This is a genomic window from Kiloniella laminariae DSM 19542, from assembly GCF_000374005.1.
Lineage (GTDB): Bacteria > Pseudomonadota > Alphaproteobacteria > Kiloniellales > Kiloniellaceae > Kiloniella > Kiloniella laminariae.
Map to the genome: position 1 here is coordinate 127,376 of NZ_KB893171.1, position 26,378 is coordinate 153,753.

The 26,378-nt window shown below is 52.8% G+C and carries 24 protein-coding genes and 1 rRNA gene; 10 read left to right on the top strand and 15 right to left on the bottom strand.

Features of this window, described 5'->3' with window-relative positions:
• Positions 1 to 9: 9 nt before the first annotated feature.
• The 10 genes from ccmI to B152_RS0121755 all read right to left on the bottom strand — a co-directional run bounded on the left by ccmI (position 10) and on the right by B152_RS0121755 (position 9,311).
• Positions 10 to 1,233 carry a c-type cytochrome biogenesis protein CcmI gene (gene ccmI / locus B152_RS0121705; protein WP_020594564.1) on the bottom strand — a complete coding sequence of 408 codons (1,224 nt, stop codon included), beginning with the start codon at positions 1,231 to 1,233 and terminating at the stop codon, positions 10 to 12.
• Positions 1,230 to 1,733 (bottom strand): cytochrome c-type biogenesis protein, encoded by a 504-nt coding sequence (locus B152_RS0121710; RefSeq protein WP_020594565.1) that lies wholly within the window; start codon positions 1,731 to 1,733, stop codon positions 1,230 to 1,232. The genes ccmI and B152_RS0121710 overlap by 4 nt, the downstream gene beginning before the upstream one ends.
• A 29-nt stretch (positions 1,734 to 1,762) precedes the next feature.
• The gene (locus B152_RS0121715) at positions 1,763 to 2,320 is read right to left on the bottom strand and encodes a DsbE family thiol:disulfide interchange protein (protein ID WP_020594566.1); all 558 of its coding nucleotides are present in this window, start codon (positions 2,318 to 2,320) and stop codon (positions 1,763 to 1,765) included.
• Positions 2,317 to 4,311: a heme lyase CcmF/NrfE family subunit gene (locus B152_RS0121720; RefSeq protein WP_020594567.1), complete on the bottom strand. Its 1,995-nt coding sequence runs from the start codon at positions 4,309 to 4,311 to the stop codon at positions 2,317 to 2,319. The genes B152_RS0121715 and B152_RS0121720 overlap by 4 nt, the downstream gene beginning before the upstream one ends.
• Positions 4,308 to 4,763, bottom strand: coding sequence for a cytochrome c maturation protein CcmE (gene ccmE, locus B152_RS0121725; RefSeq protein WP_020594568.1), 456 nt, complete (start codon positions 4,761 to 4,763; stop codon positions 4,308 to 4,310). Before ccmE ends, B152_RS0121720 begins: the two co-directional genes overlap by 4 nt.
• Positions 4,760 to 4,966, bottom strand: coding sequence for a heme exporter protein CcmD (gene ccmD, locus B152_RS0121730; RefSeq protein ID WP_020594569.1), 207 nt, complete (start codon positions 4,964 to 4,966; stop codon positions 4,760 to 4,762). The genes ccmE and ccmD overlap by 4 nt, the downstream gene beginning before the upstream one ends.
• Before the next feature lie 204 nt (positions 4,967 to 5,170).
• Positions 5,171 to 5,902, bottom strand: coding sequence for a heme ABC transporter permease (locus B152_RS0121735; RefSeq protein ID WP_020594570.1), 732 nt, complete (start codon positions 5,900 to 5,902; stop codon positions 5,171 to 5,173).
• Between the two features lie 137 nt (positions 5,903 to 6,039).
• Positions 6,040 to 6,726: a heme exporter protein CcmB gene (gene ccmB / locus B152_RS0121740; RefSeq protein WP_020594571.1), complete on the bottom strand. Its 687-nt coding sequence runs from the start codon at positions 6,724 to 6,726 to the stop codon at positions 6,040 to 6,042.
• On the bottom strand, positions 6,723 to 7,409 hold the full coding sequence (gene ccmA, locus B152_RS24705) for a heme ABC exporter ATP-binding protein CcmA (RefSeq protein ID WP_020594572.1): 687 nt from the start codon (positions 7,407 to 7,409) through the stop codon (positions 6,723 to 6,725). Before ccmA ends, ccmB begins: the two co-directional genes overlap by 4 nt.
• A gap of 351 nt (positions 7,410 to 7,760) precedes the next feature.
• A complete protein-coding gene (locus tag B152_RS0121755) occupies positions 7,761 to 9,311 on the bottom strand; it encodes an AMP-binding protein (protein ID WP_020594574.1) in 1,551 nt (516 codons plus the stop codon).
• Positions 9,312 to 9,502: 191 nt separating this feature from the next.
• Between B152_RS0121755 and B152_RS24710 the strand changes: the two genes are divergently transcribed.
• The 7 genes from B152_RS24710 (at position 9,503) to B152_RS26490 (ending at position 16,296) form a co-directional block, all read left to right on the top strand.
• Complete coding sequence (locus B152_RS24710; protein ID WP_083921974.1) at positions 9,503 to 10,438, top strand: LysR substrate-binding domain-containing protein; 936 nt, start codon at positions 9,503 to 9,505, stop codon at positions 10,436 to 10,438.
• A gap of 362 nt (positions 10,439 to 10,800) precedes the next feature.
• On the top strand, positions 10,801 to 11,742 hold the full coding sequence (locus B152_RS0121765) for an ArsR/SmtB family transcription factor (RefSeq protein ID WP_020594576.1): 942 nt from the start codon (positions 10,801 to 10,803) through the stop codon (positions 11,740 to 11,742).
• A gap of 4 nt (positions 11,743 to 11,746) precedes the next feature.
• A complete protein-coding gene (metF, locus tag B152_RS0121770; protein ID WP_020594577.1) occupies positions 11,747 to 12,610 on the top strand; it encodes a methylenetetrahydrofolate reductase [NAD(P)H] in 864 nt (287 codons plus the stop codon).
• On the top strand, positions 12,610 to 13,452 hold the full coding sequence (locus B152_RS0121775; RefSeq protein WP_020594578.1) for a homocysteine S-methyltransferase family protein: 843 nt from the start codon (positions 12,610 to 12,612) through the stop codon (positions 13,450 to 13,452). The genes metF and B152_RS0121775 overlap by 1 nt, the downstream gene beginning before the upstream one ends.
• Before the next feature lie 291 nt (positions 13,453 to 13,743).
• Positions 13,744 to 15,165 carry a cytochrome ubiquinol oxidase subunit I gene (locus tag B152_RS0121780; RefSeq protein ID WP_020594579.1) on the top strand — a complete coding sequence of 474 codons (1,422 nt, stop codon included), beginning with the start codon at positions 13,744 to 13,746 and terminating at the stop codon, positions 15,163 to 15,165.
• Positions 15,166 to 15,169: 4 nt separating this feature from the next.
• Positions 15,170 to 16,174 carry a cytochrome d ubiquinol oxidase subunit II gene (gene cydB, locus B152_RS0121785; protein WP_020594580.1) on the top strand — a complete coding sequence of 335 codons (1,005 nt, stop codon included), beginning with the start codon at positions 15,170 to 15,172 and terminating at the stop codon, positions 16,172 to 16,174.
• Positions 16,174 to 16,296, top strand: coding sequence for a hypothetical protein (locus B152_RS26490; RefSeq protein WP_020594581.1), 123 nt, complete (start codon positions 16,174 to 16,176; stop codon positions 16,294 to 16,296). Before cydB ends, B152_RS26490 begins: the two co-directional genes overlap by 1 nt.
• 9 nt (positions 16,297 to 16,305) lie before the next feature.
• On the opposite strand, the gene nadC is transcribed toward B152_RS26490, so the two are convergent.
• The 5 genes from nadC to B152_RS0121815 all read right to left on the bottom strand — a co-directional run bounded on the left by nadC (position 16,306) and on the right by B152_RS0121815 (position 22,005).
• Positions 16,306 to 17,163, bottom strand: a complete 858-nt coding sequence (gene nadC / locus B152_RS0121795) for a carboxylating nicotinate-nucleotide diphosphorylase (protein ID WP_020594582.1) — start codon at positions 17,161 to 17,163, stop codon at positions 16,306 to 16,308.
• 20 nt (positions 17,164 to 17,183) lie between these two features.
• A complete protein-coding gene (locus B152_RS24715) occupies positions 17,184 to 18,857 on the bottom strand; it encodes an L-aspartate oxidase (protein WP_020594583.1) in 1,674 nt (557 codons plus the stop codon).
• A gap of 11 nt (positions 18,858 to 18,868) precedes the next feature.
• Positions 18,869 to 19,891 carry a quinolinate synthase NadA gene (nadA, locus tag B152_RS0121805; protein ID WP_020594584.1) on the bottom strand — a complete coding sequence of 341 codons (1,023 nt, stop codon included), beginning with the start codon at positions 19,889 to 19,891 and terminating at the stop codon, positions 18,869 to 18,871.
• A 234-nt stretch (positions 19,892 to 20,125) separates the two neighbouring features.
• A complete protein-coding gene (locus tag B152_RS0121810; RefSeq protein WP_020594585.1) occupies positions 20,126 to 21,133 on the bottom strand; it encodes an NUDIX hydrolase in 1,008 nt (335 codons plus the stop codon).
• 83 nt (positions 21,134 to 21,216) lie between these two features.
• Positions 21,217 to 22,005, bottom strand: coding sequence for a DeoR/GlpR family DNA-binding transcription regulator (locus B152_RS0121815; RefSeq protein ID WP_020594586.1), 789 nt, complete (start codon positions 22,003 to 22,005; stop codon positions 21,217 to 21,219).
• 178 nt (positions 22,006 to 22,183) lie between these two features.
• Here B152_RS0121815 and B152_RS0121820 point away from each other — a divergent pair, with 178 nt between their 5' ends.
• The 3 genes from B152_RS0121820 to B152_RS0121830 all read left to right on the top strand — a co-directional run.
• A complete protein-coding gene (locus B152_RS0121820; RefSeq protein WP_020594587.1) occupies positions 22,184 to 24,607 on the top strand; it encodes a GcvT family protein in 2,424 nt (807 codons plus the stop codon).
• A 53-nt stretch (positions 24,608 to 24,660) separates the two neighbouring features.
• Positions 24,661 to 25,599 (top strand): phosphotransferase, encoded by a 939-nt coding sequence (locus tag B152_RS0121825; protein ID WP_020594588.1) that lies wholly within the window; start codon positions 24,661 to 24,663, stop codon positions 25,597 to 25,599.
• 641 nt (positions 25,600 to 26,240) lie between these two features.
• Positions 26,241 to 26,378: ribosomal RNA gene (locus B152_RS0121830) — 16S ribosomal RNA — on the top strand; the annotation flags it as partial.

A 26,378-nucleotide genomic window follows, 5' to 3' on the forward strand; every position in this document is an offset into this window, starting at 1 on the left:
GAGTTTACCCTAAAGGTCGAGTTCTTTTTCCAGGTCACGAAGCTGAGTCATGGCAAGAGGTACATCTGTTTGCCGGGCAGCAGCAGCTTCGGCTTGTTCAAGAGCTGTTGCGAGATCATCATTGCGTCCCAGGGTATGATAAGAGCGGATTAACCTCAACCAACCCTCGAAATCATCAGGTGTGGTTTTGAGCCGTTCAGCGAGCTGATCGACCATGCCATCAATCATGGCCTGGCGATCTTCACTGCTCAATTCGGCTGCTGCTGCCATGTCTTCGGCATCTGGTCCGGTCGGGAGTTGAGTTTCCGGAGACTCAGGGGCAAGAGCAGGAGCTGTGGCGATAAGTTCTTCAGAGCTGAGTTGCAGGTTGTCTGCCAACTCGCCAATGCGTGAATCAAGGACGGGGAGCCAGGGGTCGTCCTCCCGGGTCGTTTGTCGCAGGGTAAGCCAGACCTGTAGTGCACTGTCATTGTCTCCGGACTGGGCCAGAGCTAGGCCACTGTAATAGAGGCCGCGTGCGTCCCGGGGATCAAGTTCCAGTGACTGGCGGAAAAATTTGATGGCTTCGTTGGTGACTTGGCCGTTGTTTTGGACGACAAGCATTTCCCCGATTGCCCCATAAATGACGGGTGAAGCAGGACTGTATTTCTCGGCATTCCGGAAAGCTTCTTCGGCGCGGGCGAATTCCTGCAGTTCAGCATATGTACTGCCCAGCAACATCCAGCCATCGGGTTTCTCTGGATCTTGTTGCAGGCGGGCTTCCAGCTTTTCAGCCAGCATCAGCATTTCATTGTTTCGGGCATTTTCCTGCTGGTTGACGATTGCCATCTGTTCAGCTGCAATATCCCGCTGGGCAAAGGGTTGGCCTCCCAGATCGGGACTTCCCAGCTGGAAATAAAGCAAGAGGCCAATTAGCGGAAAGGACACGACCAGGCTCCAGACGAGAGCCCAGATGGCAGATCCCGAGAGTGGATTTCCTCGGGTTGTTGATGATTGGCCGTCACTGGCGTTGAGAATACGGCGCTGAATTTCCAGTTTCGCTGTTTCTGCCTGGGTTGAAGCAAGGTTCCCGGAAGCAAGGTCCCTTTCAATTTCCCTGAGCTGGTCTTTGTAGACGGCAAGGTCGGATTCTGCGGTATTTGCAGGTGCTGATTCCGCGTTTTTTAGCAGGGGGCGCAGGAGTATAAGCAGGGAGAGTGCGCTCAGTGTTGCAATAGTGATCCAGAAAATCATGCCGAATCCCCTTTGCTGTTCTTGTCTGTGAGAAGTTGATTAAGCTTCTTTTGTTCGTCCGAGCTTAGTGGTACAGGCGCTTTTTGGCGTCGACTGCCCCGATAGAAAAAGAAAATTCCGACCCCGCCAAAGAGGAAAATCAAACCTGGCCCTGCCCATAAAAGGTATGTTGTTGCTTTTACCGGTGGGCGAAACAGCACAAAATCGCCGTAGCGGTCTGCGAGATAATTTTTGACCTGCTGGTCACTGTCGCCGGCCACCAGTCGCTCTCGTACGACGAGGCGAAGTTCCCGGGCGAGTTCAGCGTTGGAAGAATCGATCGGTTCGTTCTGGCAGACCGGGCAGCGGACTTCCCGGGAAATTTCACGGGCGCGGGCTTCCAATACCGGATCATCAAGCACTTCATCCGGCTCGACCGCAAAGGCAAGACTGCTCCCGATCAGAAACATCAGGGCGAGGAACAGCAGGCCAAGGCCTGTAGCATGAATGGTAACGCGCATAAGTACAGAGCTTCCCTAGCGTTCTATGGCTATTGCTGTTCCTGGAGGTTCTCGATGATCGGAAGAATAATGTTTTCGAGATCCCCCGTGTTCAGAGGGCCGACATGTTTATAGCGGATGGTGCCAGCAGAATCGACAATGAAGGTCTCAGGCACACCATAAACACCCCAGTCTATGCCCGCGCGACTATTGGGATCACGTCCGATGCGGTGATAGGGGTTTCCGTGTTTGTTGAGCCATTTAAGGGCGTCTTCCGGCTTGTCCCGGTAGTTGATGGCGAAGAGGTTTATATCGTCTCTGGCACCAAGTGTGAGCATATAAGGGTGTTCGGCCAGACAGGGAATGCACCAGGAGGCAAAAATGTTTACCACCGATACCTTGCCGTTATCGGTCAGGTCCTGCCGTGCAAACCCCGGTACATTCAGACCTTCCAGTTCAACAAGATCAAACGCAGGTGCTGGCTTGTCGATGAGAACAGAAGGCAGTTTTTTAGGGTCGCGACCAGGGGAGGTCAGTGCCCAGAAAAAATAGCCGAAGATGGTAATGGTCACCAGCAGAGGCAGGAGGAAAAGAACTTTTCTGTTCATGAAGAGGCCTCAGCTGTTTTGCTTGTCAACTGGGTTCGTTTTTTGTCTGACGGCGCACCAACCCTCAGGCGCCTGTCAGCAAGAGAGATCAGTCCGGCAAAGACCATAAGCCCGCAACCGAACCAGATCCAGGTGACCAGGGGCTCGCGGTAGATTCTGACAGTCCAGCCCCCTGCGCCATCCGGATCACCGATGACGGCATAGTAATCACCGACAAAGGTTGAATGGATTGCCGCTTCGGTGGTGGGCATTTTCTGAACATTATAAAGGCGTTTTTCCGGTTTCAGTGTCGCCATGTATTCACCGTTCTGACTGAGCACGAAAGTGCCCTCGACCGCGGCGTAATTCGGGCCAATGATTTCCCGCACACCTTCAAAACGATAGTCCGTCCCGAAAACACTCAGTGTCTCTCCGGGTTTGAGAACGGCAACATCCTCTACCTTCCAGGCTGTTGTTGCGATCATCCCGGCGACCGCAATGGCCAGACCGCCGTGTGCGAGTGTCATCCCCCAGACGGAGCCGGGCAGGTTGATGGCACGCTGCCAACTGGTGGAAAGAGGCGCACGGAACAGTTTGATCCGGTCCGCCCATTCACTGACTGTGCCCAGCAGCATCCAGGAGGCCAGACCCAGACCCAGAATCGCCAGAAGCGGTCCGCCATCGGCAATATACCAGGCAACAAGCGCGGCGATGATGGTGGCGAGCCCGGCAAATTTCAATCGGCCAAGGACTCCCAAAAGATCTGCGCGTTTCCAGGGCAGATGTGCGCCAACACAGACGAGCAGCAGCAGAGGTATCATCACCGGAACAAAGGTGTTGGTGTAAAAAGGCGGTCCAATGGAAACCCGTCCGCCCCCGATCGCTTCGAGAAAGAGCGGGTAAAGCGTGCCGAGGAAGACGGTGGCACAGGCGGTGCTGAGCAGGAGGTTGTTCAACAGCAGGCCGCCCTCACGGCTGATCGGGGAGAAAATTCCGCCTGCTTTAAGTGCCGGAGCGCGCAAGGCAAACAATGTCAGTGAGCCGCCAATGGCGATGGCAAGCAGGAAAAGGATGAAGATACCCCGCTCAGGATTGACGGCAAAGGCGTGAACCGATGTCAGAAGGCCGGAACGGACAATAAAGGTACCGATAAGCGAAAGTGAGAAGGTCAGGATCGCCAGCAGGATGGTCCAGACTTTCAGGGAGTTGCGTTTTTCAACGACAATAGCTGAATGCAGGAGAGCCGTCCCCATAAGCCAGGGCATGAAAGACACATTTTCCACCGGGTCCCAGAACCACCAGCCGCCCCAGCCGAGCTCGTAATAGGCCCACCAACTGCCCAGAACAATTCCGCCAGTCAAGAAGGTCCAGGCTGTCAGGGTCCAGGGGCGAACCCAGCGGGCCCAGGCCGCATCAACCTTGCCTTCGATCAAGGCGGCGATGGCAAAGGAAAAGGCGACGGAAAAGCCGACATAACCGATGTAGAGCATGGGGGGGTGAAAAGCGAGGCCGGGGTCCTGCAGCAGTGGATTGAGATCATTGCCGTTCAGAGGCGGAGTCACAAGACGGGTAAAGGGATTGGAGGTGAAGATCAGAAAGGTCAGAAAGCCGACACCGATCATGGCCTGGATGGCGAGTACTCTTGCCTTGAGTGTGGCGGGCAGATTGCGACCAAAGGCGGCAACGGCTGCGCCGAAGACTGCGAGAATCAAAACCCAGAGCAGCATGGAGCCTTCGTGATTGCCCCAGACTCCGGTGATCTTGTAGAGCATCGGTTTGCTGGAGTGGGAATTCTCCGCGACATTCAGGAGGGTGAAGTCGGAAACAATATAGGCCTGGGTCAGACAGCCAAAAGCAAGAACGGCAAAAAGCATCTGAATCAGAGCGGCCTGTCCACCAGAGTTCATCAAGCGGCTGTCGAGCCGCTCAGCACCGATCAGTGGCAGCGTGGCCTGGACCACGGCAGCCAGTAGGGCCATGATAATGGCAAACTGTCCCAGTTCAGCAATCATTGTGTCGTCTGACCTTCTTCACCCCGCCATTCGCCCGATGCCTTGAGGGCTTCGGTGACTTCGGCGGGCATATAGTTTTCATCGTGTTTGGCAAGAACCTCATGCGCAATAAACTCGCCCTGCTCGTTAAGGCTGCCTTCCGTAATCACGCCCTGACCTTCACGAAACAGGTCGGGCATGATGCCTTTATAGGTGACTTCCACTGATTCGGCATTGTCTGTGATGGAAAACCGGTGGGTTAACCCGCCCTCAAGCTTGACCCAGGTGCCTTCCTCGACCAGGCCACCCAATCGGAGAGATCGGCCGATGGTGACTTCTTTGGTTTTGAGGTCTGTCGGGCTATGGAAATAGGAAAGGTTTTCGTCCAGAGCATTCATGACCAGAAATGTAGCCGCTGCCAGAAGGGTGAAAGACACAGCCAGTATATAAATTCGACGACTTTTCCGTGTCATGACCGAACAGCCTTTTTCTGGAGTTCCTGCTGATCTTCGACGGCTCTCAAGCTCTCAAGCTGAGCGAGTTCGGCCTGATTGCGACGCAACCGCTGTAGTGTCGTTAGCAATAGAGACAGCATGACTGCGGCTGTCAGCAGATAAGCTGGCCAAACATAGGCACCATAGCTGCCCATGGAGAAAAAGGTCGTTAACTGATCCATACTGTCCTGCGTAACCTGTTGTGCCGGGATTATGTTGTTCCAGCTTGTTTTTCCTGTCCTGAAGATAACCTCTTCGCTCCTGCAGGACAGGAGGGCATTATGTCACACTATTGCTGTCGGTCTTTGATTCAAATCATGATCAAAATTACTTTACCGCCAGGTATCTGTTCCGGAGCTTCCTCTTTCTGCCCTCTGTGCAACCTGTCAGGCATTATCGACGAGGGCCCGGCGATATTTTCGCAACTTCGCTTCGATCAATTCGCTTTTGATCCGGATCAGAAGAACCACCAGATAGAAAAGCTTGAAAGCGACGCCCATGACCAGTAGGGGCCAGAGCATGGAAGGATCTATCGAAGGACCGTCCATGCGCATGACACTTGCAGGCTGATGCAGGGTGTTCCACCAGTCGACAGAAAATTTGATAATCGGCACGTTGATAAAGCCGACAATCGCCAGAACCGCTGCGGCCCTGTTGCCGCGTTCCTGGTCTTCAAAGGCGTTCATCAGGGCCATGTGGCCTAGATAGAGGAAAAACAGGATGAGCACGGATGTCAGCCTTGCATCCCATACCCACCAGGCGCCCCACATAGGTTTGCCCCAGAGGGCGCCTGTTGCCAGAGCAAGAAAAGTAAAGCCCGCGCCAATGGGTGCCGAAGCCTTGGCAGCAAGATCAGCCAGCGGATGGCGCCAGATCAGGGCGCAGATCGAGGCAAAGGCGATAGAACTGTAGACAAACATCGCCATCCAGGCGGCCGGGACGTGGACATACATGATACGCACACTCTCCCCCTGCTGGTAATCGGCGGGGGAGGTGAAAAAAGCCATATAGAGCCCGGCAAGCAATGAGATTGCTGTCAGGCCCGAGACCCAGGGCAGCACTGTGTTTGTCAGCTTTAAAAAGCGGTTTGGATTGGCAAAGCGGTGAAAGACCGACATTGTCCTGAACCTTCCTCTTAACGAGATCGTTTGTCGAACGAACCCTATCAAATACTGAACCGGTCAGGCCAGTGAATCTGTCACTTGCCGCTATCCGGTTTGTTTCATTCTGGTTATTCGCTCCGGCTGGCTTTAAGCTATTCCATGGCCTGCCGCAAGGCGGCAGCCCCTGCCAGGGGGGCGATTAAAAGTGAAACCAGAAAAATAGCTCCAAGAAAAAAAAGCTGCGGTTTGGCATTTGCCAGCACAGCTCCGGCTTCCAGGCTGTTCATGGCAGCATCAATTGCCCCAACCCCGAAGATCAGGGTCGGGATATAAAGGGGTAAAACCAGCAGGGGAATCAAAACACCTCCCCGTCTGGCGCCAAGGGTAAGTGTGGCAGCGATGGCACCGATCAGGCTCAGGCTCGGCGTGCCGAGAGCCATGGCAATTATCAGGATAAGAAAGGCGTCGCTGTCCATGTTGAACAGCAGGGCAATCAGCGGTGCTGCTGCCATCAAGGGCAGGCCGGTTGTCAGCCAGTGTGCCAAAACTTTTGCCAGGACAGCCGATTCCAGGGATGCTCGGGAAAGAACGAGCTGTTCCAGACTGCCGTCTTCATAGTCAGCAAGGAACAGGCGCTCGAGGGAGAGTAAAACCGACAGCAGTGCCGTCACCCAGATGATGCCGGGAGCGATTCGCGCCAGAAGGTTGGGTTCCGGCCCCAGTCCAAAGGGAAAGAGTGTGGCCGTGAGAATGAAAAACAGAACCGCCATGATTATGTCGGAGCGTTGTCTCAGTGACAGATGCAGATCCCGGGTTACAATGTTGAGAAAAGCCTTCATATCCAGCTTTCCTCCAGGCTTTCCTGCTGGAGCAGTGACGTATTGTAGAGCGGGCTGAAATCGCTGAGGTTCATGCGTTTCGGGCTGTCGAGGTCAATTGCGGTGTGTGTCGCCAGAATGACGGCTCCCCCCTTTTCCCGGTGTCTGCGAATGGCCGTTTCAAGCAGGGCGACCGAACTGACATCAAGGCCAACAGAAGGTTCATCGAGCAGCCAGAGTGGTTTGTCTGTTGCCAGCAGGCGGGAGAGGGTCAGTCGTCTGCTTTGCCCGGAAGAGAGCAGGTTTGCAGGTGTGTCTTTCAGGGAGAGCATATTGAACTGGTCCAGTGCCTGCTCGAGTCCGGAAAGATCCTGCGATTTTTTGGGTGAACACCCTGCCCAATAGCCCAGATTCTCAAGAACGGTGAGGACCGGCTTTATGGCGTTACGATGGCCAATATAGTGGATTTTCTGTTGATAAATTTCGGGTTCCCTGGTCGCGTCCTGTCCCTGCCAGAACAGGCTCCCGTTTCTAGGGCGAATCAGGCCGGAAAGCAGTCGTATCAGACTTGATTTTCCGCTGCCGTTTGGTCCCTCAAGAACAAGGACCTCCCCTTTGCCGATTGATAAATCAAGTCCGGCAAAAACAGTCCTGCCGCCTCTGATGCAGGTGAGTTTCTCGCCGATAAATAGGCTTTGGCCCAATATGCTGTTCCTTGACTCGTCGTGCGGGAAGCAAAGCCATGTGGTGAAGGCTGCTTACCTATCATGATCACTTCTTCTGCTTGCGTATAACAAAAAAATACCCCTGCCGCCAATCGGGTGTTTCCTTATGACGCAGGGATAAGGCAGGGATGGGAGTAATCATAAAAGAAGATGCAGTTGCCGGTCGGGTGGCCGGCAACTGCAGAGTCCAGCTTTGGGGTAACGTGGAGATCTTCAGGATCTCGTACATAGAGAGGGGAAGCTCTCTATGTGTTGAAGAATGGAATTGAAATGCGAAGGGACTTTGCCGTAAATGTGGCGAAACAGTGATTTCTGGGCAAACCCTTTGTCTCAGCTGTCCCCCGGCTGTGGGAGCCTTTTGCGGAGCTCTGCCTTGGCAGGTTTTCCACTTGGGGTTCGGGGCATATCTTCAAGCAGAGTCATACTGGTCGGTATCATGAAACGGCTCATTCGGGAGGTGCAAAATTTTTGCAGCTCTTCGAGTTTGAGTTCTGCATTCTCGCGCAGGGTGATGAAGGGGTGAACGGTTTCTTCTCCGATTCCGTCCGGAGCTCCCAGAACGGCACAGTCCTCAACAGCGGGATGGGAAAGAATGACCTCTTCGATTTCATAGGCGGAGACCATTTCTCCCTTAACGCGGATCCTTTCTGAAATACGCGCAACCCAATAAAGGTCACCTTCTTCGTCGAGGCGGGCAAGATCTCCCGTATGGAACCACAGGTTTTGCCATGTTTTCAATGTTTCTTCCGGCATGCCGATATAACAAGAAGCCATGATTGCAGGCTCTTTCGGGCGCAGGATCAGTTCACCAATAGCGCCCGTAGGCAGGGGATTGTCCCGGTCATCAACAATAGCTACCTCGTAACGGTCAAGAACCTTGCCAGCACCTTTTTTATGAAAGAGGGGCAAAGCAACAGATCCGGCATCGGTTGAGCCATATCCTCCGCCCCGGACGAGCTTGACCCTGAAGCGTGCCTCAAAGGCATCATGATCGACGGGAAGCGGAGTTCCCCAGATAAAGCGCAGTCGGTGTTGTGTCTCTTCTGGACAGACCGGTGCTGCCCAGAGCAATTGCTGAACTGACCCGAGTGCCATAAACCAGCTTGCCTGGTATTTACAGATTTCGGGCCAGAAATTTCGCAGGCTGAAACCTTGCCGGATGACGGCGCGGGCGCCAACCATCATTGCAGGCAGCACATCATATTGAGCTGCGCCACAATGGAAGAGAGGGTAGGGGCTATAGACACAATCACTTTCGCCGAGATCAAAGGCTTCCAGCATGGATTCTGCGGCACGAACGGATGAGCGGTGCGGTATGGCGCATCCTTTGGATACGCCAGTTGTGCCTGAGGTAAACAGGATAGTTGCCGTTTCATCGTCGGGAGTATCAAGCGCACAGTTGCTGGTGCAATTGTCGAGAACATCGTTGAGGCAGAGCATGGTTCTGGTTGGGAAACGTGGAGCCGAGCGTGCGGTGTCCTGTGAATCGTTGGTCAGGATAAAGCGGTCCAGTTTTGGCAGTTCTAGCGCGATCTCTTCGATGACATCAAGGTAATCAACCGAGGTGATCAGGGTTGTTAGGCCTGTAAGGTTGATCATGCGTTTAAGTGATACCCCGCGGAAGGTGCTGTTGATTGAAACCTCGATTGCTCCGATTTTTTTCAGAGCATAGGAACAGGCAAGGAAGTCAATCGAGTTTGACAGCATAATGCCAACATATTCTCCAGCAGCTATCCCGTGATCTTTCAGACCATGGGATAGGCGGTTAACCCGTGTGTTGAATTCATCATAGGTCAAAGTCTCCCCAGTTTCGGCCTGGATAATGAAATCGTTATCCGGGAACCGGGCTGCTTGACGTTCGAGAAGAAGGCCAAGATTCATCCTTAATCCGGGAGTGTCGTGATGACTCTTCTCTCCTGGGAGTTTGTTCTGAAGCTTGAATGTGGTGAAGTTTTCTTTGTTTTCAGTAGGGATTGAAACGCCATCCATAATCATGACCTTGGTTCAATTGGTTTTCATATGAACAGTAATTTTTGATGATCTGAATCGTCAACTTGCATAATCAGGACGTTATGCATAATCTGAGAGTTATGTTAAACCTGCGCCGAAATATTCCTCCTCTGGGTTCTCTTGTGGCCTTTGAGGCCGCTGCACGCCATATGAGCTTTACCCGTGGCGCCAATGAACTTGGTGTGACCCAGGTTGCCATAAGTCGCCAGATCAAGGCGCTGGAGGAGTTCCTGGGTGTGGGGTTGTTTGAACGTCTCAATCGCACGGTTCGACTGACACCCGAAGGAGTTAAGTTTCAGCAGGTTGTTACTGGGAGCCTGACCCAGATTGCAACCACGGTTGTTGATTTTCAGAAAGGAAAAGGCAGCAATTATCTGGTGGTGGGCACGACGACGGCTTTTTCAGCCTATTGGTTGATGCCGCGTCTGGCAAAATTTCATGCAGCCTATCCTGAAATCGACCTGCGTTTTGCCGTTGATGACAAGTGTGTGGATCTGAGGGCAGCTGGTATTCATGTCTCGATACGATATGGAAGCGGTACCTGGAGTGGATTAACTTCGACATACCTGTGCGATAGCGAGGTTTTGCCCCTTTGCAGTCCGGCTTACTGGAAGGCCCGCCCGCAGGTAGACGATCCCCGGGTGCTGCTGGACGAGTTCTTAATCGACTTTGACTATGTAATTGATTCTCGCTGGTCGAGCTGGTTTGAACATTTTGGCGTAGAGGTGGATAAAAATCCGGCGGATATCTCAATTGACGCTTATACCTCTATGGTGCAAGCCGCTCAGAACGGACAGGGGATTGCCCTGCTCAGCTCTCCTCTGGTGGACGATTTAATCGATAATGGCTCGCTGATTGCGCCGACATCCCTTCCGCGACAAAAACTGTCGGGAGGCTATTATATTGTGGCTCCCAGAAAGACTGATCCTTGTCCTGCACTGGATATTTTCCAGAAGTGGGTTTTGCAGGAAATGTCACAGGAAATAACTCCGGAGTGATCCTTGGGGGTGATTCCCGGGATGTTCCTGGAAAGAAGAGACGCTGGCCTTCGATTCTTTATTCCTATTTTGAATTAGTCCCTTGCTTGCGAGGAGTCCACCCATGCAGATTTTCTGGGATTCAGGGTTTTTGGCTCCAGAATTTTTGTTGTTGGGTTCTGGGCTGCCATTGCCTCAGGCAGAAAATATACCAAGAAGATATTTGAGATATTTTCATATTTATCAAATGGATAAGTGGTTGTTGTCGTTTTTTGATCGTAATTGTGCGTAATTGGATCATTTTTTTTCTTGCTAAATCACGATATAAAGATATTGTTATATTGAAATTGAGGCGCTGTCGAGACGCAGGCGGGAGAAGTTGTATGGATGTATTGTTAAAAGGCCTACAGTCGATTGCCGAACCGACGCGTTTACGCGTTCTCGGGCTCTGTGCCCATGCCGAACTGACCGTCAGTGAACTGGTTCATATCCTCGGGCAGAGCCAACCCCGGGTGTCCCGGCATCTCAAGCTTCTGATGGAGGCGGGTCTGCTGGAGCGAAACCAGGAAGGTAACTGGGCTTATTTCCGGCTTTCCGAAAAACAGCCCTGCTCGGAACTGGCTCGTCTGATTATTGATCTGATTCCGGATAATGATCCCAAACTGACACTGGATCTGCAACGTTTGCAGAGTATCAAGGAAGAACGTGGCCGCAAGGCACAGGAATATTTTGGCAAGAATGCAGCTGTCTGGCACGAGATACGTTCCTTGCACATAGACAGTTCTTTGATTGAGAACGCGTTTCTCGCGCGGTTCCATGAACAGGACGTCGGCGAGCTTCTTGATATCGGAACAGGTACGGGCCGGGTTTTGGAGCTGGTGGCAAGCGATGTAAAGGCCGCGGTTGGGGTTGATATCTCTCGCGAGATGCTGGCCATTGCCCGCAATAACATTGATCGGGCAGGGCTTGGTAACTGTCAGGTTCGCCAGGGTGATATGTACCAGCTTCCCTTTGCCAGTGACCGGTTCGATGCCGTGAGTCTGAATATGGTGCTGCATTATGCCCTGGACCCGCGAATGTGTCTGCGCGAGGCAGCCCGCGTTCTTAAACCGGGTGGCCGGGTGATACTGGTGGATTTCGCGCCCCACCGTATGGACAGCCTGCGAGATGATCATGCACATCACTGGCTGGGTTTCGAAGATACACAGATAGAAGAGTTTTGTTCCGAGGCGGGGTTGACCCTGTCACCAGCAGAACACCTTCCAGGGGATCCGCTGACCGTCTGCATCTGGACAGCGCGTCGCGATCCCGAAGCGGAGTCATAAAAGAATGAAAAAACCTGATATCAGTTTTGAGCTGTTCCCCCCGGCCACAGAGGCCGGGCACAAGAGCCTCTATAAAACCGTTGAGCGGTTGAAGGGTTTTAACCCTCACTATTATTCTGTCACTTATGGTGCCGGCGGTTCCGGGCAGGAGAAGTCAAAAGAGCTGCTCCAGGAACTCGCAGGTGAGAAGAGCTTGCCGATTGCAGCTCATATCACTCTGGCAGGGGCCACCCGCAGCGATATTCTGGCAACTGTTTCCAACTGGAAAGATCTTGGCATCAAGCGCCTTGTTGCTTTGAGGGGGGATGCGGCGGAGCCTGGGCAAGCTTTCAAGGCGCATCCGGAAGGTTTCGCTGACTCAATAGAGCTTGTTGCAGCACTTCGCGAACTCGGGTCATTTGAGATCGCGGTTGCGGCCTATCCGGAAGCTCACCCTGACAGCCGCTCGCTGCAGGCTGATCTTGACTATCTCAAGCGCAAACAGGATGCCGGGGCAAGCTCTGCCATTACCCAGTTCTTTTTCGAAGCGGACAGCTTTTGCCGCTTTGAAGAGGCCGCAAGGGCTGCTGGTATTACCATTCCTCTTATTCCCGGGATTTTACCGATCAACAACATCGTCCAGCTGCACCGCTTTGCTGATCGCTGCGGCGCCCGGATCCCTGCCTGGGTTTCAAAGGCGTTTGAAGGCCTTGAGGATGATCCTGAAACTTCGGCTGCTGTAGCCGTTTCCCTCTGTCTCGATCTTTGTCGGGATCTGCTGGATCAGGGCGTTGATGCCTTTCACTTCTATACACTTAATCGTCCCCAACTTACCGAAGCTGTCTGCCGTCTTCTGGCGCTGCAGGCCGAAACGAAGGAGGCCGCATAATGCGTACTTTTATTGATGCTTTGAACAGCCGTGTTCTATTGACTGACGGCGATATTAAACCTGCATTGAATAAACTGGCCCTCGACATGCAGCGTTTCGGCTTTGGTCACGAGGACTGTGATGTTGCTTTGAACATTACGCGTCCCGACGTGATTGCGGCAATCCACCGCGACTATCTGGAAGCCGGGGCCGATGTAATTCGGACCCATACCAGAAACGCTTCGCCGGATGCACTGGAAAAATTTGGTATGAGAGATGAGGTTTTTATCGTCAATCATCTCGCTGCAGAAACAGCCTGCCAGTCGGTTGATGCGCTGCCGGGTGGCAATCGCCGCCGCTTTGTTCTGGGGGTGGTTGACCAATCAGATGCCGCGGGTGGTAATGAAATCTTGCGCAACGATGCCTATCGTCAGGTCCAGGGGCTGGTCTCCGGTGGGGTTGATGCAGTGTCTTTCAAGACGGTTTCCAATCTTGAACAGGCCCGTTCACAGCTGGCGTCTGCCCGTCATGCGCTGCTCGAACTGGGTTCTTCTGTTCCCTTGTTGCTGGAGTATTCAGAAGAACTGGAATTTACCGACGATACTGTCGCCGATCTTACGGATGGCGTGTATTTCGTTGAAGGCAGCGAAACGATCAAGGCAGGTTTCCCGGTTCCCCAGACGGGGCAGAAAATTCTGGTTCATGGGGGCAGCACCCCTGCGGACACGGCGGTGATTGATCGCAAATTACGCAGCAGTGCGGGTGATGGTTTCCGACCTGCAACCAGACCAAATGTCTCGCCGCTGGAGAAGGTGACACCGGTCTCTAGCTGGATTGACTACTCAAGCGTCAAGGCAGTCTGACCGTTCCAGCACAAGATTGTATGTATTGAGGAAAGAGGCCCAGTGGAGACGCTGGGCCTCTTTCCATAGAAAATGGTCGCTGGGTAGGAAGCTGCGCAGTTAGAAACGTAGCCGCGGTTGAGAGAGGAAAGGCGCCGGATTTCATCTGTCGATTTTGGAGAGGCCTATATCCCTACTGTTTGTGTGAGACAATTCGCATCAGCCTCTGGCAGTTGCGCTGTGGCAGATTTGTGGCGATTATCTTGAGCATAGGAACAGATAAGGACGCCGCCCCAGGTGATGTGAACACGCATGGCAGAGCTTTTTAATGCGGAATTACTGGCCCGGATCCAGTTCGCATTTACGATTTCCTTTCATATTGTCTTTCCTGCTTTCTCTATTGGTCTTGCCAGTTATCTGGCTGTCCTTGAAGGGCTGTGGCTCTGGACTGGCCGCGCGATATATCTCGGGATCTTTCAATACTGGTTGAAGATTTTTGCCGTCGTCTTTGGCATGGGCGTCGTGTCTGGTATTGTTATGAGCTATCAGTTTGGTACCAACTGGAGCGTTTTTTCTGACAAGACCGGGCCGATACTTGGGCCGCTCATGGGATATGAAGTGCTTTCTGCCTTTTTTCTCGAGGCCGGATTTCTGGGTGTGATGCTGTTTGGTAAAAACAAGGTCGGGAAAAAGCTGCATTTTTTTGCGACCATGATGGTGGCTATCGGTACTTTGTTCTCTGCCTTCTGGATCCTGTCTGTGAATTCCTGGATGCAGACACCTGCCGGGTATGGAATCAACGAAGCCGGACAGTTTATACCACTGGACTGGTTTGCAGCGGTTTTCAACCCCTCTTTCCCCTATCGTTTGGTTCATATGGTTCTGGCAGCCTATCTGACAACGGCTTTCGTGGTTGGGGGTGTTTCAGCATGGCACCTGTTAAAAGATCGGCATAATGAGGCCGGACGCATCATGTTCTCCATGGCTATGTGGATGGCCGTGCTGGTTGCTCCGATCCAGATTGTCGCGGGTGATTTTCATGGACTGAATACGCTGGAACATCAGCCGGCCAAAATTGCGGCAATGGAGGGACACTTTGAAACACGCAAAGGCGCCCCCCTGATACTCTTTGGCGTGCCGAATATGCAGGACGAGACGGTAGATTACGCCTTGGAAATTCCAAAGCTGGGGAGCCTTATTCTGACCCATGATCTGGACGGTGAGATCAGGGGGTTGAAAGAATGGTCGAGAGAAGACAGACCCAATGCACTGATTGTTTTCTGGTCGTTTCGACTGATGGTGGGGCTTGGGTTTCTGATGGCTGGGCTGGGAATATGGAGTTTGTATCAACGTTGCCGAGGCAAGCTGTTTGATACCTCCTTGATGTTTCGTTTTTCTGTCCTGATGGCCCCCAGTGGTTTTATTGCCATACTGGCCGGATGGATAACAACAGAAGTCGGACGACAACCCTATACAGTCTATGGTTTGCTAAGGACAGCAGACTCCCTCTCTCCAATAGATGCGCCTGCTGTTGCGGCATCTCTTTTGGCATTCATTGTCGTCTATTTTACGGTTTTTGGTGTCGGTATCGTTTATATCCTCCGTTTGATGGGGCGAACCCCGGATTTTGAAACGGGGGAAGAAGTGCCGGATGCGCCCCTTCGAACCGCAAGCATCACACCGCTAAAGGGGTTGAGGGTGAAAGATGCCTCTGTCCCGAAACAGGAAGGGTAGACAAATGGAGCTAGATCTGCCTCTCATCTGGTCATTTCTGATTGCCTTTTCTGTTCTGGCCTATGTCCTTCTTGACGGTTTTGATCTCGGGATCGGTATTCTGTTTCCTTTTTTTAACAAGGGTGCAGAACGTGATTACGCCATGAACACCATCGCCCCTGTCTGGGATGGCAATGAGACCTGGCTTGTACTTGGCGGCGGCGGGCTTTTTGCCGTTTTCCCTCTTGCCTACGCTGTTGTGTTGCCGGCGCTTTATGCGCCCTTGACCATTATGCTGCTGGGTCTGGTCTTCCGGGGGGTGGCTTTCGAATACCGCTGGCGCAGTCGGAACTCCCAGGCGAAGTGGGACCTTGCCTTTTTTGGTGGATCTCTTGCGGCAGCTTTTTGTCAGGGGCTAGCCCTGGGGGCACTTGTTCAGGGAATAGAGATTGTTGATCGGGCCTATGCGGGAGGCTGGTGGAACTGGTTGACACCCTTTTCGCTGATGACGGGGGTGTCGGTGGTTATTGGATACGTTCTTCTGGGCAGTACATGGCTGGTTCTGAAAACATCAGGGCCGGTTCAGGATAAGGCCTATGATTTTGCCAAGCCTGCTTTGTGGAGTTTCCTTGGGGTTATCCTTGTCGTCAGCCTTTGGACACCCTTTCTCAATCCGGTTTTTATGAGCCGCTGGTTTGCCGTGCCGCAGATATTTTATACGGCACCGGTTCCGGTTTTTGTCTGTGTCGCAGCTTTGGTTCTGTTTAGGGGGCTGAAAGAGAAGAGAGACGGGTCACCATTTATGGCCTCGGTGACCCTTTTTATCCTGACCTATGTCGGTCTGGGAATCAGCTTTTTCCCCTATATGGTTCCACCAGGCCTGACGATCTGGCAGGCGGCGGCACCTGATGAAAGTCTGGCGTTTCTGTTGGCCGGGACAGCCGTCCTGGTCCCGCTTATCCTGATCTATACCAGCTATTCCTACTGGGTGTTCCGGGGTAAGGTGGATCCCGGCGAAGGCTATCATTGATGCCTGAAGATAAACAGAACCTTGCTCAGCGGCTGGGCTGGTTTGTGCTCCTGTGGCTGGGAGGTATTCTGGCACTGGCTCTGATCGGATCGGTTATCCGCTACTGGTTGGGTTTGTCCTAGCTTCGGCAGTTAAAGAATGTCCAGTCCCAGATCGAGGCAAGGGGCGCTGTGAGTCAGCCAGCCGAGCGACAGGACATCAACACCGGTTTCCGCGATTGCCCGCGCCGTTTGTGCCGTAATTCCGCCGGATGCTTCGACAAGTGCACGGCCATTGATCATCTTTACCGCTTGTCGGAGCTGATCCAGGCTCATATTATCGAGCAAAATGATATCCGGTCTGTGGGGCAGGGCGATTTCCAGCTGCTCCAGGGTGTCGACTTCCAACTCGATCTTGACCATATGTCCGATGTGGGCCCTTGCCCGACTTATGGCCGCACCAATATCGCCACCGACGGCGGCAATATGGTTATCTTTGAGCATCACGCCATCATAGAGACCAAAGCGGTGGTTATGTCCCCCTCCTGCGCGAACAGCGTATTTTTCAAAGGCCCGCAGCCCCGGCGTGGTTTTTCGGGTGCAGGTAATCCGCACCGGCAAACCCGCAACCAGATCAACGATGGCCCGGGTTGCACTGGCAATACCGGAAAGATGCCCCAGATAGTTTAATCCGACCCGTTCGCCTGAAAGGATGGCCCGCGCAGGACCTTCTAGGGTGGCCACGATTGACCGGGGTTGCACCTTTGTCCCGTCTTCTGTGTGGATCTTTACATCTACCTCTGCTGAAAGCTCGGCCATGGTGGCAACCAGAAACTCCGTCCCGGCGATGCAGCCTTCCTGTCGACTGACGACAGAAGCTTTAAGGCGCGTTTCGGGTGGAATGGTGCTGTTGCTGGTGAGATCACCGGTTGAACCAAGATCTTCCAGCAAGGCATTCTGGACTGCAGGGATAACCAGGTTTCTGAGGAGAGGGCTCAAGGAAGAAGACATGATGGGATACTTTTCTATGCTCAGGAAGCCAGGGGGAGACTGGATGATGAAAAGAAATTTTCCGCGGGTTTTTCGCTGGGGATGCGGCAGTCACCGAGAGTCTGAACGCTATGGTTTTGAAACCGGGGCAGGCTTTCGGGATAATCGCTTCTATAGTGTCCACCCCTGCTTTCTTCCCGCTGCAGGGCAGCGATTGCAATGAGATGACTACAGGTCATCAGGTTTCTCAGACGAGGGGAAGCATCACTGTGTTCTTGCCCGATTTTACGGAGATGCTTGATCAGGAGTTGAAGTCCCGCCCGGTTGCGACAAAGGCCGATATGGCGGTAGTTCAGAAGCTGTAGCTCTTTAATAACGCTCGTTTCCGACTTCTGAAATGTTTTGGCTGTGTCTGAATGAGGGACAATCGATTTCAAAAGCAGCCTGTCTTGATATGTGGGGGCAGAAGGAAAGAGATTGCTTTTAATATCCTCGCTGACCAGCGGGCCAAAAACCAAAGCTTCGAGCAGGGAGTTACTGGCAAGGCGGTTGGCGCCATGTAGTCCGGTGCAGGCTGCTTCGCCGCAAGCCCACAACCCCGGTAGGGAACTGCGTCCTTGCGCATCAGTTGCTACCCCGCCCATATGATAATGAGCGGCTGGGATCACAGGGATCAGGTCTGCCCGTGGATCGATACCATGGTCTTGGCAATGGGCAAAAACCGTGGGGAAAAGCTTTGGAAAGTGTGCGCCAATTTTGTCGCGACAATCGAGATAACAGCGGTGACCCTGCTCAACCTGGCGCCAGATCCCCCGGGCGACAATATCCCGGGGTGCGAGTTCGGCCAGGGGATGTTCCTCCAGCATGAAGCGTTCCCCCCTGTCATTGACCAGCAGTGCTCCGTCTCCGCGCAGAGCTTCCGTGGCGAGAGGAAGAGGCGTTGCCGCAACATCTATTGCGGTCGGGTGGAACTGGACAAACTCCAGATCCTGCAACACGGCCCCTGCGCGTGCGGCCATGGCGAGACCATCGCCCGAGGCCGCGGAGGGATTCGTTGTCGCACTGAAAAGTTGCCCGATTCCGCCCGTTGCCAGGACGGTTGCTGTGGAGATAATTGCTTTCGCTTTTCCCTGATGTATCAGAATTGCGCCTGCTACCCGGTCCTCCTCTGTTATCAGGTCAAGGGCCTCGGCCTGTTCGAGCACAGTAATGTGTGGACTCTCAAGGGTTCTGGCACGCAGGGCTCGCATCACTTCGCGCCCGGTGGAATCACCATTGGCATGAACGACCCGACGATGACTGTGGGCGGCTTCGCGGCTCAGACTCAGGTTCTGCCCGTCCCGGTCAAAAATCACGCCCAGGTCGATCAGCTGTTTAATTCTATCCGGCCCCAGATCCGTGACCAGCTTTGCGATGTCGCTATTGGCGATGCCTCCGGCAACAGCGAGAGTGTCTCGCTGGTGGTTCTCAGGGCTGTCATCAGGGGAAAGGGCTGCTGATATGCCGCCCTGGGCCCAGGTGCTGGAGGCTTCCAGACCGAGAGGCCCCTTTGACAGCAGTATGACGGAACGGGGGGCGAGGCTGAGGGCTGTCATTAAACCGGCAATACCTGCGCCGATGACCAGAACGTCACTGACAAGAGTTTCTTCAGGAGCTTCCGCGTTGGCCTGTTGTTTCTCTGTTTTGCTTGTGGAAGGTTGTACCGTTGTCGCCATGGCGAGTGTCCTTAACTTGCATCAAGCATCCGCTGAACTGCCTGGCGTGCACGTCCGGCCAATGCAGGGTCGATCGTCACTTCATGGGTCATGTTTCTGAGAGCATCGCAGATGTTCATCAGATTGATGCGCTGCATATGCGGGCAAAGATTACAGGAGCGGATAAATCGGGTATCGGGGTTATGTGCCGCGATGTTATCGCCCATGGAACATTCTGTGATCAATGCCACTTCAGCAGGCTTTTTATCGATGACAAAATTGATCATTGCAGCGGTGGAACCTGAAAAATCAGATTCCTGAACCACTTCAGGCGGGCACTCGGGATGGGCGAGGACGGTTACGCCGGGGTGGGCTTTGCGCAACTGGGTGATCTGTTGCGCGGTGAAGCGTTCATGTACTTCACATTCGCCTTCCCAGGTCAGGATTTCCACATCGGTTTCTGCGGCAACGTTGGCGGCAAGAAAGCGATCAGGGATCAGCAGAACCCGGTCAACACCCAGAGATTCGACGATTTTTTTTGCGTTGGCGGAAGTACAGCAGATATCTGATTCAGCCTTGACCTCAACCGAGGTGTTTACATAGGTGACGATTGGCACACCGGGGTATTTTTTACGCAGATTGCGGACATCTTCCCCGGTAATGGAATCTGCCAGAGAACAGCCGGCCTTGGGGTCCGGGATCAACACAGTCTTGTCCGGGTTCATCAGCTTGGTGGTTTCTGCCATGAAGTGCACACCCGCCATGACAATGACATCCGCGTCGACATTCATGGCCTTTTGGGCAAGGGCGAGGGAATCGCCCACGATATCTGAAACACAGTGATAGATGTCACGGGTCTGATAGTTGTGGGCCAGAATGATTGCATTTCGTTCCTGCTTCAGTCGCATGATCTCATCAACGTAAGGGGCAAAGTCCGGCCATTCTTCCGCGCTGATTGCAGGGGCAACTTTCTGGAATATTGCTGCTGTTCGTTCCGCGACTTCGGCGTTGTAGACAAGCTCTGCTGTTTCGAGTGCGGCTGTAGGGACGGTCATGGCAACCTCATGTGCTCAATTTGAGTATAAGTGTGTTAAAAAAATACGGGAAAGCTCCCTATGCTCTTATGCTACAAATGAGTATTACTGACGTCAAGCAGATTATGCTCACTAATAGCATAAGTAAGCGTGCTACTGTTTCCACCTGTTGCTTCGGGCAGGAGCTGGGGTTCGTGTTAAGCTGCTTTGGTTATTGTGGCCCGCTATCCATTACCCTGCTATCCATAACAGGGGTCAGTTATGGCGTACGCCCAGTGCCTGGCGTTCCATCAAAACCTCACGGCGAAAACGAAACTGGCTGGCCGGGCGACCGCCGGTTTGGCTTTCAATCTTGCCCGTGTCTTCGACAAGACCCTTTTTCTCGATCAGGCGGCGGAAATTCTGTTTGTGCAACTGGGTTCCGGAGAGGGCTTCAACAACCCGCTGTAACTGGAGCAAGGTAAAAGTGGGGGGCATCAATTCAAAAACCACCGGACGATATTTGATTTTTCCTCTTAAGCGGCCAATCGCAGTGGCAAGAATCCGGCGGTGATCCAGAGCCATTGGCGTGCCCCGGCAATCAACGGGCAGGGGTTTGCTCTTACCGTCCTGTGATTCGTTAACGAGATTGGCTTCGTAAAGCAGTTCATATCGCTCGAGAACCAGCTCATCACTCCAGGGCGTATCGTCAAGACCAAAGGTAATGCAGGCGCGTTCGTAGCGTTCCTCGCGTTGTTCTCGGGTTGCTGATCCGGCGATCCATTTCCTCAGGGCCGGAATGATATCCTTTTCGAGAATTCTGGGAGGGCCGTCACGCCAGTCTTCCCAGGGAAAATAATGGTACCAGCTTTGCCATACGGCGTTCTCGATAGCGGTTGGTCTGGTGTCTTGAACCAGAGCGAGATATCCGACAGAGACAACCCGGGGGCCCCCGGCCCCTTCACGCGGATCTCGCCCAGCGTTGCCAAAGGTATAGAGCTGTTCCACATAGCCGATTTCATGGTTGGTTTGCTCTTCAACCCAGGACCGAAGGCCACTTTCCAGCGTGCGGTGTTTCAGAGGATAGAAAGGACCAAAGGGGAGGGCTTCATGACGATCATCATGCGGCAGAGCGCGATCAGTCAGGGTTTCGTGCTGGGCGGTCAGCGTTTCGGGTGTATGTTGAACCACCAGTACTTTCGGCTGCTCTTCTATTATTGCCACGATAACGGCATTCAGACCGATGACGACCTGGCCGTTTTCTGGAGCTCCGCCCACATTCATTCCTGTTTATTCCCCTGATCTATTAAGCTGCTAAGATCACAGAGGAATTAACATTAGGCAAGATCTGTTGCGGGGGAACGATTTTATCTGGTTGCAGTGAAACGGTCCTGCTCTTCTGCGATTGAGATATCACAACCCGCCAGCTTGATCGCCTCTAGCAGGGGTTTCGGCGGTGTCTTGTCAGATACAAATTGCTGTATTTGTGAAAAGTCACACTGCTTGACCGGGGCCATTTTCTCAAACTTGCTGTGATCCAGGACCATAATGGCCTGTTGGGAATGCTCGATAAGGGCTTGAGAGAAAACGGCTTCACAAAGGTGATTTACCATAAAGCCCTTTTCACAGTGGGCAGCTGAAGCAGAGAGTATGGCGTGTTGTAGTTCAAACTGGCTGACAAACTCCAGGGCTTCGGGTCCAAAAGCACCTGCGTCGTGTTCTCTTAGCTCTCCTCCAGCCAAAAACACCCGGTTTCCGTTTCTGCTGACCAGAATGTTGGCAATCGAGGCTGAGTTGGTGACAATAAAAAGATTGCGGTGATCGCTGAGGGCCATGGCGACGTAAGCGGTGGTCGAGCTGTTGTCGAGGAAAAGCGATTCTCCATTACGGATGTGGGCGGATACCAGCGCGGCAATCTTCTGTTTGCTTTCCTTGCCTTCTGTTAAGCGTCGGGTGAATGAGGGTTCGGGGAGGCTTTCCGGGAGGGAAACGCCGCCGTGAATTTTTTCCAGCAGCCCTTCAGCGGCAAGGCTGTTTACATTACGCCGGATTGTTTCCATCGAGACTTGCAGGGTTTCTGCAAGTGCGGCAGTCGTGCAAAAGCCGCTGAAACGAACATGTTTGAGGATGTCGAGTTGACGCTTTGAGGGGGGCATGGATTTTCACTTTGTGGCTTTGCTGTTCAAAATCTTACCATAACATCATTAAATCCACGGAATAAACATGCGAAAACCGCAATTCATCAATTTTGGCGATTGACTCGACTCTATTTTGCATTGTTTTATGTGGATATTGTGGATTTATGTGGTCATAGATTGTTTTTGGAGAGGTCAGATGCCAAAGCGGCAGCACGTGGAAATACTTATTATCGGCGGCGGTATTATTGGCTGCTCTATTGCCTATCATCTGACCCGCATGGGAAAGCAGGATGTCGCAGTTCTTGAGAAAAACCAGTTGACCCACGGGGCGACATGGCATGCGGCAGGACTGGTCGGTCAATTAAGATCTTCCCGCAATACAACCCGTATGTTGCAGAAATCAGTAGAGTTATACGACAGGCTGGAAGCCGAAACCGGGCAAGCGCTGGACTGGAAGAAGGTTGGCAGTCTGCGGCTGGCAAGTTCCCGGGACCGAATGCTGGAGGTGAAGCGTCTGGCAACCACCTCGAAGAGTTTTGGTCTGGAGATGCAGATACTTACGGCTCGGGAGGCACAGGATCTCTTTCCCATCATGACAACCGAGGGTGTGGAAGGTGCGGCCTATGTGCCAAGCGATGGCTATATTGATCCCAGTTCGGTTTGCCAGGCTTTGGCAAAGGGTGCCCGGGACAAGGGCGCTGTCATTCAGCAGGGTGTAGAGGTGCTCGAAGTCCGGCGAAACGGCAGGCGCGCCACAGAGGTTGTAACATCGGAAGGTATCTGGACGTTTGATATTCTGGTGAATGCCGGGGGGATGTGGTCCCGTGAACTCGGGGCGCTCAGTAATGTTAAAATTCCGGCCTGCGCTTTGGAGCATCAGTATATGATCACGGATCCTATCGCAGGTGTGCCTAAAGACATGCCAACCATGCGCGACCCCGATCGTCTGGTGTATTATAAACCGGAAGTGCGGGGCATGGTTGTCGGGGGATATGAAAAAGGCACAGTTCCCTTCGGAGACAAGGGAATCCCCCATGGCTTTGGCCGGGAGTTGCTGGGTGGAAATTTTGATCGCTTTGAGCAGCTTGCCTGTCTGGCCGCTGAAATTACGCCGGTTATTAACACCGTGGGTATCCGGGAGCTCGTCAATGGTCCAATTCCCTATTCTGCAGATGGCGACTTTGTTATGGGCAAGGCGGCCGAGCTTGATAACTACTTTGTTGCCAGTGGCTTCCTCTACGGAATTGCAGCTGGTGGCGGGGCTGGCCAGATGATGGCGGAATGGATTGTCGAGCAAACACCAAGTCTTGATCTCTGGCCGCTGGATATTCGTCGCTTCAGTGAGCATCATAATACCAGCTACTTTATGTATAGCCGGGCTGTGGAACATTACGGCGGACATTATTTGCTTCACAAGCCCGGGGAAGAAGCTGAAACGGCCAGAGGTGTCCGGCGCAGCCCGCTTTATGATATCTTGAAAGACAAAGGTGCCTGTTATGGCAGCAAGGCGGGGTGGGAGCGTCCGAACTGGTTTGCTCCTGCGGGTGCAAAGCCTGAGGATAAACTGGATTTTGATCGCACAAAGACAAGCTGGTTCGCTCCGGTTGTACAAGAATGTAAAGCCGTACGTGAAAATGTCGCTCTTATAGATCAGTCATCCTTTGCCAAGCTGGAGGTTGTCGGGCCTGGTGCCCTGGCTGCTTTGCAGCGACTTGCTGTTTCCAATATCGATAAACCGGTCGGATCCGTCATTTATACCCAGCTTTGTAATGCAAAGGGGGGGATTGAGGCTGACTTGACCATCTGCCGTTTTGGGCCGGAGTATTTCTATATCATTACCGGAAGCGGCTTTGCGACACATGACTTCCACTGGATCAGGGGGCATCTGCCCACGGATGGATCAGTGCATGCTTTTGAGGCTACCTCGGCCAGGGCGGTGATCAATATCTGCGGGCCGAATTCAAGATCAGTTCTGCAGGCGGTCACACAGAATGACCTCTCGAATAAAAGCTTTCCTTTTTCGACCTGTCAGCAGATCGAAGTTGGTGCCGCCACCCTCTGGGCTCTGCGTATTGGGTATGTCGGGGAGTTGGGCTGGGAACTGCATATCCCGACAGAGTTCGCTGCACATGTTTATGAGCTGCTGTGGGAGGCCGGGCAAACTCACGGGATTGCCAATGTCGGCTACCGGGCGATTGACAGTCTGAGACTGGAAAAGGGTTATGTCTACTGGAGTTCAGAAGTGACCCCGGACTACAGCCCCTATGATGCGGGCCTGGGTTTTAAAGTGGCGCTGAAATCAAAAGGCGATTTTATCGGGCGGGAGGCGTTACAGGCTATTAAGCTTGCGGGGCCAAAGAAGAGGTTGTCCACCTTTATCCTTGAGGCCGATGTTTCCCTTTATGGCGCCGAGACAATATTTCTTGGAGAGGATGTTGTCGGGCTGACAACTTCCGCCAACCATGGCCACACCATCGGGAAGCAGATTGCCTTGGGGTATCTTTCTGTGGCGATTGCGGATCAGCAGGGGTTTGAAATCGAGGCTTTCGGAAAACGCTATCCGGCAACCCGTGTTGACGGGGCTCTGTATGATCCCGGGAATGAACGACTCAAAATGTGAGGCTATATAAAGAGGTCATGTAAAATGTAAGACTTTTAAGACGGGGAGATAAAATGGAAAAAGAACTCATAGAAAAAGCATTGCAACGCTTGCCTGAACTCAGGGCCTGGGAGCCGGAAAGCTATTCGGTTGAACGCCTGGGTGGTTTGACCAATCGTGTCTTCAAGGTTTCGCGAAAGGAAGGCAGCTATATCTTGCGCATTCCAGGAGAGGGAACCGAAGGTTATATTGATCGATCTGTAGAGTCTCACAATGCACAGCTTGCTGCGGAGATAAAGGTCTCAGCTGAGGTGCTCTATAGTGACCCGGCAGACGGCGTGATGATATCTCGGTTTCTTGACGGGGCCGAAACCATGTCTCCTTCGGCTTTTAAGCATAGGTCTGGGGCTGTTGCCCGGGCCGGTCAGGCGTTGGCCAGGTTACATAATTCCGGGAAAGAGTTTCTTTTCCGTTTTGAGCTCTTTTCCATGATTAACGAATATCTGAAGGTTCTTGCCGATCTTGGTGTTGCCTTGCCGGATGGTTATCACGAGGTTGTCGAGGAGGCGCAAAAAATTCAAAAGACCTTGGCATCAAAAAAGACCCTGCCGCTTGCGCCGTGCCATTGTGATCCCCTGTCCGAAAATTTTCTCGATGACGGCAACAAGATGTGGATTGTCGACTGGGAGTATTCTGGAATGAATGACCCGCTCTGGGATCTCGGCGACCTTTCTGTAGAGGCCGAGTTTTCCGAGGAGCAGGATCATGCATTGCTTCTGGCCTATTGGGGCGAAGAGCCTCCTGCAGAGGTTGTTGGGCGAATGGTCATCTATAAAGCGATGTGTGATCTGCTCTGGACCCTTTGGGGGTTAATTCAGCATGGGAACAATAATCCTGCTGAAGATTTCTGGGCTTATAGCATCAGACGGTTTGAGCGATGTCAGTACCTGATGTCTTCTGCCTCCTTTGCCGGGCATGTTCGGGCGGTTGAAGCGGGGAAGCTCTACAATTAGCGTCTCTATCCATAGATAAGGCCGCGTATTTTTCTTTATTTTTGAATAATTTTCGAATCTTTCAGGATTTCAGTACTTTTTTGGCGAGTGATTCGGGATGATTCGTGAAAAATGCAGCAGTTTTGAATAGAGCGGAAATCGGGGTCTTTTTGATTCGACCTTAAACGGGGGCGATTTGGGTAATAATCGTACGTGTGAAGCCGATATGAAGGTAATTTTGCAAAAATGTGATTTTTTTTCAAAAAGGTCTTTGACAGGTGTAGGTGAGGGGCCTATAACACCGCTCACCGACGGGGCGCACGCTTCGCCGGGACATCGGAAAGATGGAGTAGAAACATAGGGTTAGCGGTTCTTCGGGATGGTTAGCTTAGGTCCTTGAGGGGGTCGAAAAGTTTTTACAGAAATGTTTCAGATGGTCCTTGACGATAGGGAATTAAGCTTTATATATCGTCGTGCTCCTGGGGGCTTTGGTTTTCCGGGGGTTTGTTGTTTGACATTGTAGATATGAATTGGAAAGGATGCGTGGACGGCGGTTTGTTGTTTTGGCAACGAGCTGTCTAAGTTCATGTAATCTTATCTTATTAAGTTACACAAAACCTAGTCAGTAATATTTGAGTTCTGTTTTAAGACAGAAGTCAGGTCAACTTGAGAGTTTGATCCTGGCTCAGAACGAACGCTGGCGGCAGGCTTAACACATGCAAGTCGAACGAGAATGTTCTTTCGGGAACAAGACAGTGGCGCACGGGTGAGTAACGCGTGGGAATCTACCATGGAGTGGG